We start from the raw sequence: 16,155 nt of genomic DNA on the forward strand, positions 1-16,155 counted from the left end.
CAACCGACAACCGACAACCGACAACCGACAACCGACAACCGACAACCGACAACCGACAACCGACAACCGACAACCGACAACCGACAACCGACAACAACCAGCCAGCCAGCCAGCCAGCCAGCCAGCCAGCAGGCAACCAACAGCAGACAACCACCACCCACCACCACCCCCCGCAAATCCCGACTGGACACGACTTCGAGCTTTGATTCCCTTGATCCTGGGAAGGGGTTTTTGGAACCTCTTACGCCGGATTAGGGAGGATCAACCATGCCAAAAATACGCACGTTCACCACCACCGCCACCGCCGCCTCAACCACCGCCACCGCCAACTCAACCGCCACCACCACCGCCATCGCAGCCCTAACCTGCACAGCCCTCACCCTCACCCTGGCAGCATGCAGCTCCGGAGGCGCTAGCGCCGGCAAGCCAACAAGCGGACCGATCAAAATCTGGTACTCCAACAACGCCCAAGAAGTGTCCTGGGGCAAAGCAACCGTCGCATCGTGGAACAAAGCGCATCCGGACCAGCAAGTCACCGGCGAGGAGATCCCCGCCGGCACCAGCTCCGAAGAGGTCATCACCGCGGCCATCGCCGCCGGCAACGCTCCGTGCCTGGTCTTCAACGGCTCCCCGTCGGCGATCTCGGGGTGGGTGAAGCAGGGCGGCCTCGTGCCGTTGAACGACTTCTCCGACGGCGCCTCCTACATCGAGGGGCGGAGCGGCTCCGCCGTCGCGTCCGAATACAAGAGCTCTGATGGCAAGTACTACCAGCTGCCGTGGAAGAGCAATCCGGTCATGATCTTCTACAACAAGGACATGTTCAAGGCCGCCGGCCTCGATCCCGACCACCCCGCCCTCGCCACCTACGCGGACTTCGACGCCGCCGCGCAGAAGCTCGTCGGCTCCGGCGTCGCGCAGTACGCCATCGCGCCCGCGCCGACCAACGAGTTCTTCCAGAACTGGTTCGACTACTACCCGCTCTACATCGCCGAGAGCGGCGGGCAGCCGCTGGTGGCGAACGGTAAGGCCACCTTCGACGACGCCGCAGGCCAGGCCGTCGCCGACTTCTGGGCCGGCGTCTACGCCAAGAACCAGGCCCCGAAGGAGAAGTACAACGGCGACGCGTTCGCGGACAAGAAGTCGGCGATGGCGATCGTCGGGCCGTGGGCCATCGCGAGCCACCAGGGCAAGGTGAACTGGGGCGCGGTGCCGGTGCCGACGTCGGCGGGCATGCCGGCCGACCAGATCCACACCTTCGCCGACTCCAAGACCGTCTCGGTGTTCACCGCGTGCAACAACCGGCAGAGCGCGTGGGACTTCCTGAAGTTCGCCACCGACCAGGACAACGACGGCACGCTGCTGAGCACCACCGGCCAGATGCCGCTGCGGACCGACCTGCCGGGCGTCTACGCGTCCTACTTCGCCGCGCACCCCGAGTACACGCTGTTCGCGCAGCAGGCCGGCCGGACCGTCGAGGTGCCGAACGTGGCCAACGGCGTGACCATGTGGCAGGACTTCCGCAACGGCTACCTGAAGTCCGTGGTCTTCGGCCAGCAGGCGACCAGCCAGTGGCTGCACGACGCGGCCGGCACCGTCGTGTCCGACGTCGCCAAGTAGGCCGGGGCTGATGTCTCACACGAGCCGCGCGACCCACACGACTCACGGGACCCGCGCAACCCGCGCGACCCACACGACCCGCGCGAAGCGAGGAGGCCCGAGGTCGAAGACCCTCATCGGCCTATGGCTGGCCGCACCATACGGCGTCTACCTCGTCATCGTCTACGCAGTGCCGATCATCCAAGGCATCCGCATCTCAGTACTCGACTACGTATACGCGGCACCAGGCGCCTCCGTCCCGCAGCCCTTCGTGGGCCTGAAAAACTACCGCGAAGCGCTCTCGGACCCGCTCCTCCGCCGGTCGTTCCTGAACATCGGCGAGTTCCTGGTGATCAACGTCCCGCTGACCGTGATCCTGGGCATGACGCTGGCCGCGGTCCTGGCGAGGCTGACGCGCATGAAGGCCTTCTTCCGCTCAGCCTTCTTCGTGCCCTACGTCACCGCGAGCATCGCCGTCATCGGCGTCTGGTACTTCCTGTTCAGCCAGAGCGGCCTGATCAACCACGTACTCGGCTCCGCGGCGCCGAATCCGTCGTGGCTGGTCAACTCGCACCTGGCGATGGTCGTGATCGCGTTGGAGGTGACGTGGAAACAGCTCGGCTTCTACGTCCTGCTCTACCTCGCCGGAGTGTTGTTGATCCCTGATTCGCTCTACGAGGCGGCGAGCATCGACGGCGCCGGAGCGGTGCGACAGTTCCGGGCGATCACGGTGCCCGCGCTGCGCAACATCACCATCCTGGTGACCACGCTGGCGCTGATCGTCGGCGCCAACCTGTTCACCGAGCCCTACCTGCTCACCGGTGGCGGCGGCCCGAACGGCGCGACCATGTCACCGGCGCTGCTGATCTACCAGGACGGCGTCGAACAGGGCAAGCCGGGGGTCGGCGCGGCCATCGGGATCCTGTTGACGCTGTTCGTCTTGCTGGTGGCCGGGCTCGGCGCCGGCGCGCGCCGGCTGGCCCAGTCCCGGGAAGGAGTGTGAGGACCGTGAGTAACGCAACGCCCGGATCGACGGGCAGGGTTCTGCGACGCCTGACGACGTACGGCTTCGTCACCCTCGGGGCGCTGGCCAGCGTCTTCCCGCTGTACTACATGGTGGTCGGCTCATTGCAGCTGCGCGCCGACAGCGCTTTCAGTGGCCTGATACCGAAGGCCGGGAACCTCGGCCTGCAGAACTACCGGGACGTCAACCGCGCGATCTCGCTGCTGCCCTCGCTGGCGAACTCGGCGATCTTCACGCTCGGCACGGTGGTGTTGACCATCGTCGTCGGGCTGCCCGCCGGGTACGCGCTGGCGCGGCTGCGCTTCCCGGGCAAGCCGGCGGTGGCCGGGATGCTGATCCTGGTCCTGGTGCTGCCGTTCCAGGTGATGATGATCCCGCTGTACATCCTCGTGGTGCGGGACTACGGCCTGGCGGACAACTACCTGGGGATGATCCTGCCGTTCGCGGTGAACGCCACGGCGGTGCTGATCTTCCGCCAGTTCTTCGTCTCCCTGCCGGACGAACTGTTCGACGCCGCACACATCGACGGTGCCGGAGAGGTGCGCACGCTGCTGCTCGTGGCGGCGCCGCTGACGAAGCCGGCGATCCTCACGGCCTCGGTGATCACGTTCATCGGGCCGTGGAACGAGTTCCTGTGGCCGTTCCTGATCACGAAGAAGCACGCGATGCAGCCGCTCGCGGTGTCCCTCGGCGAGTACGTGTCGACGAACGCGGCCACCGCGGCCAACCCGTACGGCGTGATCCTGGCTGGCGCGTGCGTCCTGGCGGTCCCGGTGATCGTGCTGTTCCTGGTGGCGCAGCGGCACTTCACCTCGGCGGCTTTGGGCAGCGGGGTGAAGGAGTAGGCGAAGGAGTGAGGACCCGGGCCTTCAGTCCGGCCCGGCCGAATCAGTACCCTGAAGCAGGTGCGCGAGCGCCGTCCGAGACGAAACGTTCAACTTCCGATAGATCCGCGCCAGGTGGGTCTCCACCGTGCGGTGGCTCAAGTACAGCTCGTCGGCGATCGCGCGGCTGCGGCGGCCGGTGGCGACCAGGGCGGCGATTTCGCGTTCGCGTTCGGTCAGCAGGGCGCGGACGTCGTCCGATTGCAGTGGTCCCGGGATCGGGACGCCGCCCTTGCCCGGCACCGGTGACGGCGTCGGCGACGACGCCGGACTCGGCACGCCAGGCACGCCAGGCACGCCCGCCACACCCGCCACCGCCACGCCGGTCGCTGCGGCCGAGGCGGTCGCCGTCGCGGTCGCGCCGGTCGTTCCGGCCACCTCGGCGGTGCCGGTCGCCGGGAGCGCCGGCTGCGCCGTAGGGCGTGCCGCGCCGCCGCCGGAGCCACCGCCGGAGAGGAGGCGCGTCCGGAGGTCGGCGGCCTCCTCCTCGATGCGCGCCGCGCCGTGGATGCGGGCGACTTCCTCGGCGGAGTCGAGCCAGGTGGCGGCGATCGTCGGACCGAGGGCGAGTGCCGCCGAGGCGCTGCCCGCGACCAGGGTCCAGGCGTGCTGGATCGGGCGGTTGGCGCGGCGGAAACCGAGGGCGGCCTGTTCGAACAGCTTCGCCGCGGTGTCGTGGTCGCCTTCGGCCGCGTGGAGCGCGGCCTGGGCGCGGACTACGTACGAGCGCTGTACCGACAGCCCCGAGGCCTCCGCCGCCTCCTGGGCGTCGCGGGCGGCCTGGCGGGCCAGTTCCGGGCGGCCGGAGCGCAGCGCGGCCGAGGAGAGCATCGCCAGCAGCATCGGGCGGTAGGCCGGTTGCAGTTTGCGCAGTTCGGGGCCGCCGCCGCCTTCCAGCAGGGCGTCCACGCAGCCCGCGGCGTCGCCGTTGACCATGCGGACCAGGGCCAGCTGCATCGCCGCCGAGCCGGACCACCAGCCGTTGCCGGGGCGGGCGATGCGGACGGCGTGCTCGGCGGCCGCCGTCACCGCCGCGGCTTCGGCGCGGGGGCGGGTCCAGACCATCGCGCCGACGCGCAGCGCCTCGCTCATGCTGACCCCGTCGCCGGCGCCGGTGGTGCGTGCCACGCGGCCGGCCTCCTCGGCGAGTTCCTCGGAGCGCTGGAGGTTGCCGGTCTGCTGGTCGATGAAGGCCAGACCGAGCAGGACGTTGAGCTTCATCTGCTGCGGGCCGCCCTTGCGGGCGATGGTCAGGCAGCGGCGCAGGTGCCGGGAGGCGGCGGTGTAGCCCTCCATGAACATCTCGCCGCAGCCGAGCATGGCCAGCAGTTCGGGGTTGCGGGCGGCGGTGGCGTCGGGCAGGCCGTCGACCAGCCGCGCGCTCTCGACCAGGGCCGGGATCGCGTCGGCGGTCTCGCCGAGGAAGGCGTCGCCGAAGGCGGCCAGGACGCGGACCGCCGCCGCGGCGCGGGCTTCGGGGGCCGACGGTATATCGATCAAATACGTGTCAACGTCATGTGAAGTGTCGAGCGATCCGGGTGCCGTGGGGGCACCGGCAGCGTTCGCAACGGGACCCGTGCCGTCGGTCGCGAGCCCGGCGGCCGCGGCGTCGGAGGCGGCCTTCACCGCCGCGGCGACCTCGTGCACGACCGGCCGTGCCAACGCGAACGTGCCGCGGTACAGGTGCAGCACCCCGTACTCGAACGCGAGCTCGGCGGCGCCGGCGGTCAGCGGCCGGGGCAGCGCCTCGATCGCCGCGCTGGCCACCGCCGACGCCTCGTCGTACCGCCCGAGCTGCCGCTCGGCGGCGACCCGCATCGCGTACGCGCGCTGGCGCAGCGGCCCGGTGAGCCAGGTGTCGTCGCGCAGCACGTCGTGCGCCAGCGCCCGGGCCTCCTCGAACCGCCCGGCGGCGGACAGCGCCCGGCAGCATTCGAGCATCAGCGCGTCGCGCTCGGCGCTGGGCCGCTCCCCGACCGGGGTCTGCAACGCCAGGCGCAGCCACCGCACGGCCGTCTCCGGCGCGTCCGGCAGGATCTCGCTCGCGCCGCGGGCCAGCAGTGGGGCTGCTGCCGTGGCGTCGGTGCCGACCAGGTGCTCGGCGTGCCGCGCGAGATCGACGGCGGAAGCCCCGCGGGACCTGAGCAGCTCCAGCGCGCGCTGGTGTGCGGCCAGCAGGGTCGGCAGCGGCGCGCGTTCGTGTGCCACGTGCCCGAGCAGCGGATGCCGGAAGGCGAAGCGCGCGCCGGGGGCGATGTGCCGGACCACGTCGGCGCGGACCAGGTCGTCCAGCGCGTCCAGGATGCCGGCGAGCCCGACTCCGGGGGTGAAAGCGGTACAGATGGCGGCGACGTCCTCGGGCCGGAACGGACCGCCGAGCACCGCGGCGGCGCTGACCACCGCGGTCTCCTCGGGGGTCAGCGAATCGAGTTCGGCGGCCATCGACGCGCCCTCGCGCAGCAGCGCGCCGGTGTCCTCGCCGGGGCTGTCCGGCCACAGCTCCGGACGCCAGCCGGCGGCGGTGAGCACCCGCAGGTTGCGCGGGTTGCCGTCGGCCGCGGCGCGGATCTGCTCCAGGTAGCCGGGGTCGATCTCCTTGCCGCCGGACCAGGCGGTGAGCAGCTGGTTGACGGCGCCGAGGTCGAGGGCGTCCAGCTCGACCCGGACCACCGTGCCGGTGCGGGTGCCGTCGTCGAGCGCCTCCAGCAGCACCGAGCCGGTGCGGCGCGGGCAGTGGCCGATGGCCATCAGCAGCGGGCCGGGCACCGGGGTGCGGATCAGCCGGGCCAGCAGCCGGGTGGAGGCCTCGTCGGCGAGGTGGACGTCGTCGAAGACCACGGCGCCGCCGACGCCGATCGGGTCCGAGGCCCAGTCGGACAGGCCGGCGCGGATGCGGCGGAACGCCTCGTCGTCGTCGGAGTCGGACGTCTCCGGGGCCGGGACGTCGGCCCAGGCGTCCCGGAACAGCTGGCGGGGGATGGTGTTCCCGCGCAGCGCGGTGGACCGGGCGACGCGGGCGCCGTGCCCGGAGGCGAGCTGGGCCAGCCGGCCGAGCAGCCGGGTCTTGCCCATCCCGGGGTCCCCGGCGATCTCCAGCACGGCACCCCGGCCCGAGGCCAAGGCCGTGACGGCTTCGGCCATCCGCTGGGCCTGGGCTTCCCGCCCGACCAGAGCCTGCCAGGCTTGTGGCGAACCGATGGCAAGCACGCGCACCTCCCCCAAGGTTGTCGACCCCTGACGCTCCGAGGGAACAACAGAGAAGTTTTTACTTCACACAGGTATGGGTGTGACTGTACCCAGCCCCGGTGACCGAGACCTTTCATTCTGTTTATTTGTCGCTTACGACGCCAGTCGGTTGCCCGTTGCAGGTCGGCCGTACAGGTAGGGCAGCGCGGCGGGGTGAGTACCGCGACTCAGTCGGGTAGGTAGCGCCGCTCTGTAAGAGGTAGTAGCGGGTTACGTAGTTTTACCGACGACGCGTCGACTAAGGGTGATGACACTGGGTGCTGCGTCGGCGTCGGCGTGGTCCTCACAGCGGGCCGACGCCGGCGACGACCCCGCGCCCCCCGCGGTCCGGTCCACCCGCCGGCCCGCTACCGCCCCCGAGCACCATGAGAGGCGAGCCATGGAAGCCACCCGCGTCCGCCCCGAGCAGGAGTCTTCCCGTATCCCCGTCAGCGTCGTGGAGGACCACCCCCTCTACCGCGACGCCCTCACCCGGCTCTTCGAAGAGGCCGGCGACATGGACGTGGACGTGGTCGCCGGAAGCGTGGGGAAGTTCGTCGCCTGCCGGCCCCGCCGTGACGGGATCGTCGTGCTGGACCTGACGCTGCCGGGAGTCAAGGGCTCCGCGGCGGTGCTGCAGATCAACGGCATGGGCAACCGCGTGCTGGTGGTGTCCGGCGAGGCCGCGAAGTCCGACGTGCTCGGCGCGATCTCGGCCGGCGCCCGCGGATTCCTGTCGAAGGAGTCCGAGGGGACCGAGATCCTGCGCGCGGTGCGCGAGATAGCGGCCGGCAACAGCTACGTCTCGCCGACCCTGGCCTCGATCGTGTTGACCACCGAGCAGAACCGGCAGGCCGGTCCGCGTCTGGAGCTGTCCGGGCAGGAGAAGCAGGTGCTGCGGCTGGTGGCCGCCGGCGAGCGGGACCGGGACATCGCGATGGCGATGGGGATCAGCGTGCGGACCGTGCGCTCCTACCTGGACCGGATCCGCGACAAGATCGGCGCGCGCCGCCGGGCCGACATGACGCGGGCCGCGATCGAGCTCGGCGTGCTGGCCGAGTCGGCGGCGTGCTGAGGCTCGCGCAGGCGGCGGGGCGGTTCGCGGGACGTGCACGGACGGTGGGGACAGTGTCGGCACGGGCGGCGGAGCGTGCGGGGCGGCCGGGGGCTCTGGTCGCTCCGGCCGGACGCACCCGGATCCGGGATCTGGCGGCGCGGGACTGGTCGGGCGCCGACGGGGCCGAGTACGCCGTCTTCCTTCCGCTGGCGTTCCAGATCGGGGTACTGCCCGCCGCGGCGCTGGTCTACGTAGGCGGCTTCGGGGCTTCCGGGAGCCTGGCGATCCTGGCGCTGTGCGCGGCGCTGGTGGCCGCCACGGCCGGGCTCGGGTTCGGCGCGCTGCGCGGTGTCCCGGTGCGGATGGTGCTGCTCGTGGACGCGCTGCTGGCGGTCGCCGGGAATCTGGCGATGGGCGCGATCTCCACTCCGTCGGTGCGCGCGGTCGAGGTGTCGTGGCAGTACTTCGCGGGCTGCGTCGCGTTGTGGACGCTGGTTCGCGGGGTCGCGGCCGGACTGGGCGCCGCCTCGCTGGGGATGGTCGTGCGGCTGGCGATGATCGCCGATTCGGACGCCGTCCGGTCGCACGGCGTCGCGATGGTGACCGCCTCGTTCCTCGGCGACGTCGCGGTGCTGCTGGTCGCGGTGCTGGTGTCGGCCGGGGTGCTGGCGGTGCTGGAGCGGGACGCCGAGCGGCTGCGGACCGGGGTGCGGCGCTCGCTGCACGACACGGTGTTGCAGACCCTTGAGGCGATCGCGCTGACGCTGCCGGGCGACGCGGACAACGCGGCGCGGCGGCTGCGCGAGGTGCGCGCGGTCGCGCACGCCGAGGCGGTCGCGCTGCGCCGGGAGCTGTCCCGCCGCACGGCGGCGCGCAGCACGCCGAGCGTGGTCGAGGGCCTGGTCGGGCTGGGCACGGAGCTGGCGCGGGACGGGCTGCGGATGCGCCTGGACGCGGCCGAGGGCGTGGACGGTGCGGACGGCGACGACGGGCTGACGCCGCAGCGCCGGGCGGCGGTGCTGGCCGCGACCCGCGAGGCGCTTCGCAATGTGCTGAAACACTCCGGCGTCGCCGAGGCGCTGGTCCGGGTCTGGGACGAGCCGGACGGGCTGACGGTGGTGGTGCGCGACTTCGGGGCCGGGTTCGACCCGGCGGCGCACCAGCCGGGATTCGGGCTCAGCGAGTCGATCGCGGCGCGGATGGCCGAGGTCGGCGGGACGGCGGGGGTCGGGTCGCGGGTGGGGAACGGGACGTCGGTGACGTTGTGGGTGCCTGTCGACGGGGATGAAACGGTCTAAAAACGACAGCTGAGATGAAAATTCGCGCCTGGAGTATTCATCAGAGCTGATATATGATCGCCCCCATGCAGGAAGTGACGCTGCGGCCCGCAATGAGTCTGACGCCTCTCAAGGCCATCATCGTGGTCTGGGACCTGGCGTTCATCGCGTTTCCGATCTGGCTCGCCTCGATCCACTTCAGTGCCGCGCTGGTCGCGATGTTCGCCGTCCTCAGCCTCGCCCTCATCGCGGCGGGCACGTTCTTCGGCTGGCTGGGCCTGCAGATGCGCGTCGAGGTCACACCCGACGCCGTGCGCGTCTACTACTTCAAGCCGGCGCCGATCATCATTCCGCGCGACGGGATCGCCGAGGTGCGGGTCGGGCCGATGAGCCGGGGAGGCAACTACTCCCCGTGCGTGGTCATGATCGATGGCAGGGCCCGTGTTGTCCTCCCGCTTACCATGCGCACGCAAGCGCAGGCGCAGCAGCAGGTCGAGCGGCTGCAAGAGGCGCTGAGCGAAGTCGCGCCCGCTGCACTCTGACTCCTCAGTTCCCCACCACCACGGCCTTCTGCGCGTCGGCCTCGTCCAGGTTCGGCCCGGTGGGCAGCATCCCCAGCGCGTTCTTGGTCAGTGTCGCGGGGGCGGTGTTGCCGTAGCCGAGTGCGGGGCGGGCCTGGTCGTCGGTGAGTTGGTACTTCGTGCCGGCGTCGGTGATGAGGTAGACCGGCGGGGCGGGCGGCGTGGTCTGGGAGTTCTGGGGCGCCGGGTCGGCGTGGATCGTCGCCAGGGCGGCGGTGCCCGGGGGGAGGTAGACCTCGTCGGCGATGGTGCCGCCTTGGGGGGCGCCGGTCGGGACGGTGCGGGCGCCGGGCGGGAGGGGGAAGGCTGTGCCGAGGGCTATCTGCGCGGGGGAGGTGCCATCGCCGGTGGCGCAGACCACGGTGCCGTTGCCCAGGGCGCCGACCGGGGCCGGGACGCCTGCCGGGTAGCCCTTGGCGTCGTCGCCGGCCGGGCTCGCGGACACCGCGGTGGCGTCGGAGACCGAGACCGGGCGGGGCGTCTGCGACCCGTCGGTGTAGGCGGCGGCGTTGGCGTTGTCCGCCACGATCAGCGCCGCCTCGATCTGCGGGATCGGCTCCAGGCCCTCGGCACGGACCAGGTAGTACAGGGTCTTGCCGGCCACCGCGTTGTCGACGGTGAGGACCTCGCCGACCTTGCGCTTGGCGCTGCCGACGTGCGGTCCGGCGGCGCCGACGCCGGGGACCGCCATCAGGACCAGGTCGCGGCCGGAGGGCACGGCGTTGAGCCAGGCGGCCGCGACCGGGAGGATCGAAGCGGCCTGATAACCCAGGGCGGTCATCACGTTGTCGTCGGCGATCCGGTACTTCAGGCCGCCGGTGATCAGGTAGCGGTCGCCCTTCGGGGTCTGCACCAGCAGGCCGCGGCCGTCGGGGACGGACACCATGGTGCTCAGCGTCGCGGTGCCGTCGCCGGCGTGCGCCAGCAGCAGCGCGGCGACCGGGCCGGTCTCCTTGGGGATGTCCGAGGTCGCCCGCGAGCACGCCACCGGGTCCGGGGCGCCGATCAGGTTGGTCGCGTCCGGGAGCATGTCAGGGGCGTTCGCTATGCCGAGGGTGGCACCGCGCGGGGCGTTGCGGAGCAGTTTGGACTGCACCGAGACGGTCTTGACGCCGTTGGCCAGCAAGCGCGCCGAGGCCAGGTTGGTCACCGGGTGCAGGATGCCGCTGTTGTCCATGACGTAGCGGCCGCCGCCGTCCTGGTCCAGGATCACCAGCCCGGTGTGCTGCCAGTCCGGGGGCGGGCTGGGCGCCAGCATCCCGGACACCCCGAAGCCGGCCGCGGTCAGCATCGTCGCCACGGCGCCCAGGACGGTGCCCATCACCAGCCGCCGGTGCGGCGGGGTCGGGTGGTTGGGGTCGGAGGTGACCAAGGCGGAGACCAGCCGCCGTCGGAGGAACTGGTACGCCTGGATCTGGTCCCGCTCAGTCCACACTGCGCGCCCCGGTATTTCTCGTGATCGGAAATCGAGCGGTCCGCCGCGACGTTTTCCGCCATTGAAGGATGGCTGGAGCGCTGTACGAACCGAAGCCAGTATACGTATGATAAGCGAGCGCCAAAAGCATATGCGGGGGCCGGTTCGCGTCGAATTCCCGACGGCGTCTCCGGTGGGCGCCGACAGGCGTTTAACGTCAGTTTTCCCGCCGGCTCGAAGAAATTATGGTGTCCGCGATGAGCAGTCACGCCGCGCCGGCGGCCGAGATCATGGCTTCCTCTCCCCCGATCCCGACCGCCGCCGTCTCCCCCGCGGCCGTGCCCGACCCGGCCACGGTGCCGCGCGGCTCGGCGGCCCTGGACTGGATCGCCCCGGTCCGCGGCTGGCAGACCGTGGCCTGGGAGGCCGCCGCGCTGGCCGCAGTCGCCGGCTACGGCCACTCCACCGCGACCGAGGCCACGGCCTACGCCGGCGCGGGCGCGCTGGTCGGCCTGACCTCCGTGCGCTTCCGCGGCCGGCATCTGGCGCAGTGGACCGACACCCAGGGCCGCTACCGCTACCGCCGGGTCAACACGCGCCGCAAGAAGGACGGGCCGGGTACCGGCACCGCCGAACCGCTGGCCGCCCTGCTGCCCGATCTGGGCCTGGGCGAGTACGTGGACCGGGCCGGCAACCGGGTCGGCCTGGCGGCCTCCGACGGCGGCTGGGTCTCCGCGGTACGGCTGCGCACGACCGAGGACCCGCATGTCGGGACCCTGATCGAGGTGCTCAAGGCGGCCTACGCGGGGACCACGATCCCGCTGGCCAGCGCACAGCTGGTGGTCTGGACGGCGGCGCCGCCCGAGGCCCCGCTCCAGCAACAGGCCGAGCAGGCGGAGCAAGGCCGGCACGGACACCAGGGCCGGCAGTCGTCATCGGAAGCGCTCTCCCCCGACCTGGTCGAGACTCAGAGTCTGGAGACCATGCCGCCGCCGGACCTGTCCGTGACGCAGAGCCTGACCGCCATGCCCTCCCCGGACCTGTCCGAGACCATGACCATGCAAGCCATCACCGGCGCCATGCCGCCGCCGGGACAGCAGCCGGCGAAGCAGTCCGGGAAGCAACCGGCGCGGCAGTCCGGATCGGCGTCGCCGGCGTCGGCATCGCAGGGCTCGCAGTCTGCACAGGCCTCACAGTCCTCGCAGCAACAACAGCCGCAGCAGCTCGCCCCGATGCGCGTGACCTGGCTCGCCCTGCGCTACCGGCCGCGCCAGGCCCCGTCCGCGGCCCTGGCCCGCGGCGGCGGCGAACTCGGCTCGGCGCGCGCCGTGGCCAGCGCCGCGCTGGGCCTGGTGGCCCGGCTGGACGAGGCCGGCTACGGCGCGGACGCGCTGGACCAGGCCGAGCTCGGCCAGGAGCTGATGGTGGCGCTGCACGGCGCGGACCCGGCCCCGCCGACGGTCCTGGAGACCTGGCGCGACTGGTCGGCCGGCACCCTGCGGCAGATCTGCTACGAGCCGCACCGCGCGCTGGACCCGGCCGCGCTGCTCGGCCGCTGGACCCCGGGTGCGGCGTTCACCTGCGCCTCGTACACGCTGAGCCGGACCGCGCGCGGCCGGGTGCGCAGCGAGGCCGCGCTGCGGATCGCGGGGGTCGACGCCGAGAGCCTGAAGCCGCCGTTCCCGGCGATCCGGGCCAACGGCCGGCAGCAGGAGTTCGTGCTGCGGACCATGCCGCTGGCGATCCACCACTGACGGTCGCCGAGAGGCGAAAACATCGGGCCCTGATCAGGACGTCGTCCTGATCAGGGCCCGATTGTCGGCATCCGCCGAAAAACCGGCGGCCGAGCCGCCCGAAAGGCCCGGCCGCCGTGCCCCGTCAATCAGAGCTTCAGTACCGCGGATCAGTGCTGCTTGATGTGCCCGAGATGCTGGTACACCCCGAGCGCGACCCCGGCGATCGGCAGCAGGGCCACCACGCTGAGGAACTCCGCGACGTCCATGAACCGGGTCCAGTACGGCGAGTGCCGCCCCTGCCCGGCGTGCCGGGCGTAGACGAAGCACCCCAGGCCCGCCAGCGCCAGCACCGAGACCCCGGCCAGCAGCAGCGACTCCTCGTGCCGCACCACCAGCGAGCCGGCCAGCCAGGTCAGCGACGCCAGGCCGCTGCCGACCAGCAGCACCCGCTGCACGGTGTCGGTGTAGGACCGGGAGCGCAGCATCCACACCACGCTCAGCAGGCTGACGAACACCACCGGCCAGGTCCCGGGCGCCTTCAGCGCCGCGACGGACCCGGCGACCGCGGACAGGCCGAGCGCCGCCAGCAGGCCGGTGAGCATCCGCTGCGCGGTCGTGGTCTGGTTCAGCACGTCCGGGCCGAGCGTGGGCTCCTCGTTCTCGCGGAACGCGGTGATGTCCGAGGGCACCCGCGGCAGCGGCAGCCGCCCCAGGCGCATCGAGAGCATCGGCGCCCCGGCGGCCAGCGCCGTGGACAGCACGGCCAGCACCACGCCGGCGTGCGCCGCGGTGACGTCCGCCAGCCCGACCACCGCGGCCGTGGCGCCGCCGAGCGCGGCCGCCCCGGCCAGCGCCCCGAACCAGGCCGAGTAGTGCTTCACGGTGACGATCGCCGCCGCGCCGTAGGCGGCCAGGGCCGCCAGGCCCAGCGCCGCCGATCCGCCGTGCAGCGGCAGCAGCCGGTGCGGCGGAGCGGCCGACAGACCGGCCAGCACCGCGCCGGGCAGACCCGCGGCCACGCACGCGATCGCGGCCCGCCGGTCGTGCACCACGCGCGCCAGCAGACCGCCGGCCACCAGCAGCACGACCAGCGCTCCGCCGACCGCAGCGGGTGCCGCGACCTTGCCGGAGAGCAGGGCGAACAGCAGCGCTGTGGAGCCGGCCATCGCCACCGCGCCGCCGGCCACGCCGACCCGGTGCGCGGTGCTCGGCCGCCAGGCCCCGTCGGAGTTCTCCGAGGCGCTGGCGATCGCGTCGATGACGTCGTCGAACAGCAGCGGCGCGCCCTGGCGCTCGCGCGGGACCAGGTAGAGCACGTCGCCGTCGCGCAACCCGGAGGCCGCGACGGTGAGCTCCGGCGGCAGCGGCGAGCCGCCGAGCCGGGTCAGGACCCAGCCCGTGTGCCCGGGGCCGGTGTGCCGCTGCGCGTCGGAGAGCCGGACCAGCTCCGGGACCAGCTCGGCGAACGTGGCCTGCACCGGCAGCGCGACGTCGACCCGGGCCCGCGGGCTCACTACGGTGGCGCGCCGGGCCCAGGTCATCCGGCTCGGCCCGGCCTCGCCGGCGGGCGCCGACGAGGTCATCGTCAGCGCGCCGCCGGCCGAGTGACTTCCCGCCACGCCGCTCAGCTCCCCGGTGCGGACTGGGCCGCGTCGATCATCGGCTTGAACTTCTGGCTGCCGGCCTCGGCGACCCGCTGCAGGCCGTCGTTGACCGCCTCCTTGACCAGCTGGCCGAGCTCGTAGGCGTCGCTCTCGCGCATCGCCTGCTCGTCGATGTCCACCGAGACGACCTGGCCGTTGCCGCGCACGGTCACCCGGACCTCGTCGTCCCGGCTGGCGCCGACGACCTCCATCACCTCCAGCTCACGCTGAATGCGCTCGATATCCGCTTGCTGGTCGCGAATACGCTCCATGAGCGCATTCACATTGGTCGAGAAGTCGATGCTTTCCATGGGCTATTTACTCCGCCTCCGCCACGGCCTGTTCTGTGAATTCTCAGGAAACGCCGGCCGTGATGTGCTCGTGGACCTGGCTGCCATTCGTCGGGTCCACCAGAGTGACATCCGTCTGCGTTCCGACCGGCATTGTCACGGTGGTGCTGACGCCGTCGTACGTGGTGGTGACGGTGATGTCGCCGGCCGGGGTGGCCGGCGTGGCCGGGGTGCTCGGCGTCGTCGGGGTGCTGGGGGTCGTCGGCGTGGTCGGCGTCGGGGTCGTGGGGTGCGCGACCACCGGGGTGTCGGAGTTGGCCGGCGGGTTGACCGCGTTCCAGCCGCTGTTCTGGCCGTTGCCCACCGACTGCTGCGGCGGGTACTGGGCGTTGGTCGGGTACTGACCCTGCGGGAACTGGTTCAAGTTCGGGATCTGGGTGTTCGGGATCTGGGTGTTCGGGAACTGACCGTTCGGGAACTGGCCGTTGGGGAACTGGCCGTTCTGGGTCTGGTTCTGGCCCGGGATCGTCGCACCGTTGCCGACCGGGACCTGCGGCGGGGTGTACGGGACGCCGCCCCCGCCAGGCATGCCGTTCTGCACGCCGCCGTTCTGCGAGCCGCCGTTCTGGAACTGCGTGCCGATGCCGCTGTTCATCTTCTGCTGGTACTGGCTCATCGTCTGCGCCAGCGACGGGTCCTGGCCGCCGCTGTTGGCCACGTTCTGGCCGGTGGTGCTGGCGATCTGCGGCGGGGCCTTCAGCTGGTTGGTGGAGCCGGTGCTGGAGGGGCCGGTGAACGAGCCCGACGGCGGGACCTGCGTGCCGTGCGAGCCGGAGCCGATCAGCTTCTCGATGTCGCCGATGATCTTGATGACCGTGGTGACCTCCTGCATCAGCTGGCCGCCGCCGAGCGCGGAGAGCATGGCCTCGATGCCGTTGATGAAGGCGCGCAGCGCGGCGCTGACCGAGGTGGACAGCGAGACCGCGGCCCAGTAGGTCCACCAGTTCGAGGCCAGCGCCTGGACCGTCGGGTTCACCGCGTTGACCACGCTGGTGTACCCGGTCTGGGCGGCCTTGATCAGGGTGCTGGAGGTGGTCAGCAGGTCGGAGGAGACCTGGATGACCTTGACGATCTGCTCGAAGGAGTTCAGCGTGTCCGTGAACTTCTTCACCGCGGTCTCCGAGGCGTGCCCGCCCCAGGCCTTCTCCAGGGTCTGGGTCGCGGTCCGCGCCTGGTTGATCAGCGAGAGGAACTGCTCAGCCTGCTTGAGACGCTGGGCAACGAGCTTCTCGATGCTCTCCGGGGAGCCGGTCGCTATCTGGGCCACGAAAGTGCCGGGGCCGCCGCCCATCGCGGTGGCGTCCATAGCGCTGGAGTTCGGTATCACGAACATGTCGCACCGCCTGCCTGGTAGTCGGGGGTGGAAGT

The 16,155-nt window shown here is 71.7% G+C and carries 13 protein-coding genes; 8 read left to right on the plus strand and 5 right to left on the minus strand.

Annotated features, from left to right (window positions below; all coding sequences use genetic code 11):
- The 4 genes from ABH935_RS32385 to ABH935_RS32400 form a co-directional block, all read left to right on the plus strand.
- On the plus strand, positions 1 to 206 hold a 206-nt coding region (locus ABH935_RS32385), incomplete at its 5' end, for a hypothetical protein (protein WP_370381752.1).
- A gap of 61 nt (positions 207 to 267) precedes the next feature.
- Entirely contained in the window at positions 268 to 1,617 is a 1,350-nt protein-coding gene (locus ABH935_RS32390) for an extracellular solute-binding protein (RefSeq protein WP_370381753.1), read from the plus strand.
- 169 nt (positions 1,618 to 1,786) lie between these two features.
- A complete protein-coding gene (locus ABH935_RS32395) occupies positions 1,787 to 2,599 on the plus strand; it encodes a carbohydrate ABC transporter permease (protein ID WP_370381754.1) in 813 nt (270 codons plus the stop codon).
- 5 nt (positions 2,600 to 2,604) lie between these two features.
- Positions 2,605 to 3,465: a carbohydrate ABC transporter permease gene (locus ABH935_RS32400; protein ID WP_370381755.1), complete on the plus strand. Its 861-nt coding sequence runs from the start codon at positions 2,605 to 2,607 to the stop codon at positions 3,463 to 3,465.
- A gap of 24 nt (positions 3,466 to 3,489) precedes the next feature.
- Here ABH935_RS32400 and ABH935_RS32405 read toward each other — a convergent pair whose 3' ends face one another.
- Positions 3,490 to 6,711: a LuxR C-terminal-related transcriptional regulator gene (locus ABH935_RS32405; protein WP_370381756.1), complete on the minus strand. Its 3,222-nt coding sequence runs from the start codon at positions 6,709 to 6,711 to the stop codon at positions 3,490 to 3,492.
- Between the two features lie 418 nt (positions 6,712 to 7,129).
- Between ABH935_RS32405 and ABH935_RS32410 the strand changes: the two genes are divergently transcribed.
- The 3 genes from ABH935_RS32410 (at position 7,130) to ABH935_RS32420 (ending at position 9,605) form a co-directional block, all read left to right on the plus strand.
- Complete coding sequence (locus tag ABH935_RS32410; protein WP_194920442.1) at positions 7,130 to 7,804, plus strand: response regulator transcription factor; 675 nt, start codon at positions 7,130 to 7,132, stop codon at positions 7,802 to 7,804.
- A gap of 53 nt (positions 7,805 to 7,857) precedes the next feature.
- Positions 7,858 to 9,084 (plus strand): sensor histidine kinase, encoded by a 1,227-nt coding sequence (locus ABH935_RS32415; RefSeq protein WP_370381757.1) that lies wholly within the window; start codon positions 7,858 to 7,860, stop codon positions 9,082 to 9,084.
- A gap of 65 nt (positions 9,085 to 9,149) precedes the next feature.
- On the plus strand, positions 9,150 to 9,605 hold the full coding sequence (locus ABH935_RS32420; RefSeq protein ID WP_370381758.1) for a hypothetical protein: 456 nt from the start codon (positions 9,150 to 9,152) through the stop codon (positions 9,603 to 9,605).
- A 4-nt stretch (positions 9,606 to 9,609) separates the two neighbouring features.
- On the opposite strand, the gene eccB is transcribed toward ABH935_RS32420, so the two are convergent.
- Positions 9,610 to 11,079: a type VII secretion protein EccB gene (eccB, locus tag ABH935_RS32425; protein WP_370381759.1), complete on the minus strand. Its 1,470-nt coding sequence runs from the start codon at positions 11,077 to 11,079 to the stop codon at positions 9,610 to 9,612.
- Between the two features lie 236 nt (positions 11,080 to 11,315).
- Here eccB and ABH935_RS32430 point away from each other — a divergent pair, with 236 nt between their 5' ends.
- A complete protein-coding gene (locus ABH935_RS32430) occupies positions 11,316 to 12,812 on the plus strand; it encodes a type VII secretion protein EccE (protein ID WP_370381760.1) in 1,497 nt (498 codons plus the stop codon).
- Positions 12,813 to 12,961: 149 nt separating this feature from the next.
- Here the strand turns inward: ABH935_RS32430 and eccD are convergent, their stop codons facing one another.
- From eccD to ABH935_RS32445, 3 genes are read right to left on the minus strand one after another with little or no spacing between them, the layout of a single operon-like run.
- On the minus strand, positions 12,962 to 14,413 hold the full coding sequence (eccD, locus tag ABH935_RS32435; protein WP_370381761.1) for a type VII secretion integral membrane protein EccD: 1,452 nt from the start codon (positions 14,411 to 14,413) through the stop codon (positions 12,962 to 12,964).
- 5 nt (positions 14,414 to 14,418) lie between these two features.
- A complete protein-coding gene (locus ABH935_RS32440; RefSeq protein WP_370381762.1) occupies positions 14,419 to 14,748 on the minus strand; it encodes a YbaB/EbfC family nucleoid-associated protein in 330 nt (109 codons plus the stop codon).
- Between the two features lie 43 nt (positions 14,749 to 14,791).
- Positions 14,792 to 16,120: a hypothetical protein gene (locus ABH935_RS32445; protein WP_370381763.1), complete on the minus strand. Its 1,329-nt coding sequence runs from the start codon at positions 16,118 to 16,120 to the stop codon at positions 14,792 to 14,794.
- Positions 16,121 to 16,155 lie beyond the last annotated feature (35 nt).

The sequence above is a fragment of the Catenulispora sp. GAS73 genome, from assembly GCF_041262085.1.
Lineage (GTDB): Bacteria > Actinomycetota > Actinomycetes > Streptomycetales > Catenulisporaceae > Catenulispora.

Coding starts and splice junctions, on each gene's coding strand:
- ABH935_RS32410 (WP_194920442.1), top strand. CDS start 7,130: ATGGAAGCCACCCGCGTCCGCCCCGAGCAGGAGTCTTCCCGTATCCCC.
- ABH935_RS32445 (WP_370381763.1), bottom strand. CDS start 16,120: ATGTTCGTGATACCGAACTCCAGCGCTATGGACGCCACCGCGATGGGC.
- ABH935_RS32420 (WP_370381758.1), top strand. CDS start 9,150: ATGCAGGAAGTGACGCTGCGGCCCGCAATGAGTCTGACGCCTCTCAAG.
- ABH935_RS32440 (WP_370381762.1), bottom strand. CDS start 14,748: ATGGAAAGCATCGACTTCTCGACCAATGTGAATGCGCTCATGGAGCGT.
- ABH935_RS32390 (WP_370381753.1), top strand. CDS start 268: ATGCCAAAAATACGCACGTTCACCACCACCGCCACCGCCGCCTCAACC.
- ABH935_RS32430 (WP_370381760.1), top strand. CDS start 11,316: ATGAGCAGTCACGCCGCGCCGGCGGCCGAGATCATGGCTTCCTCTCCC.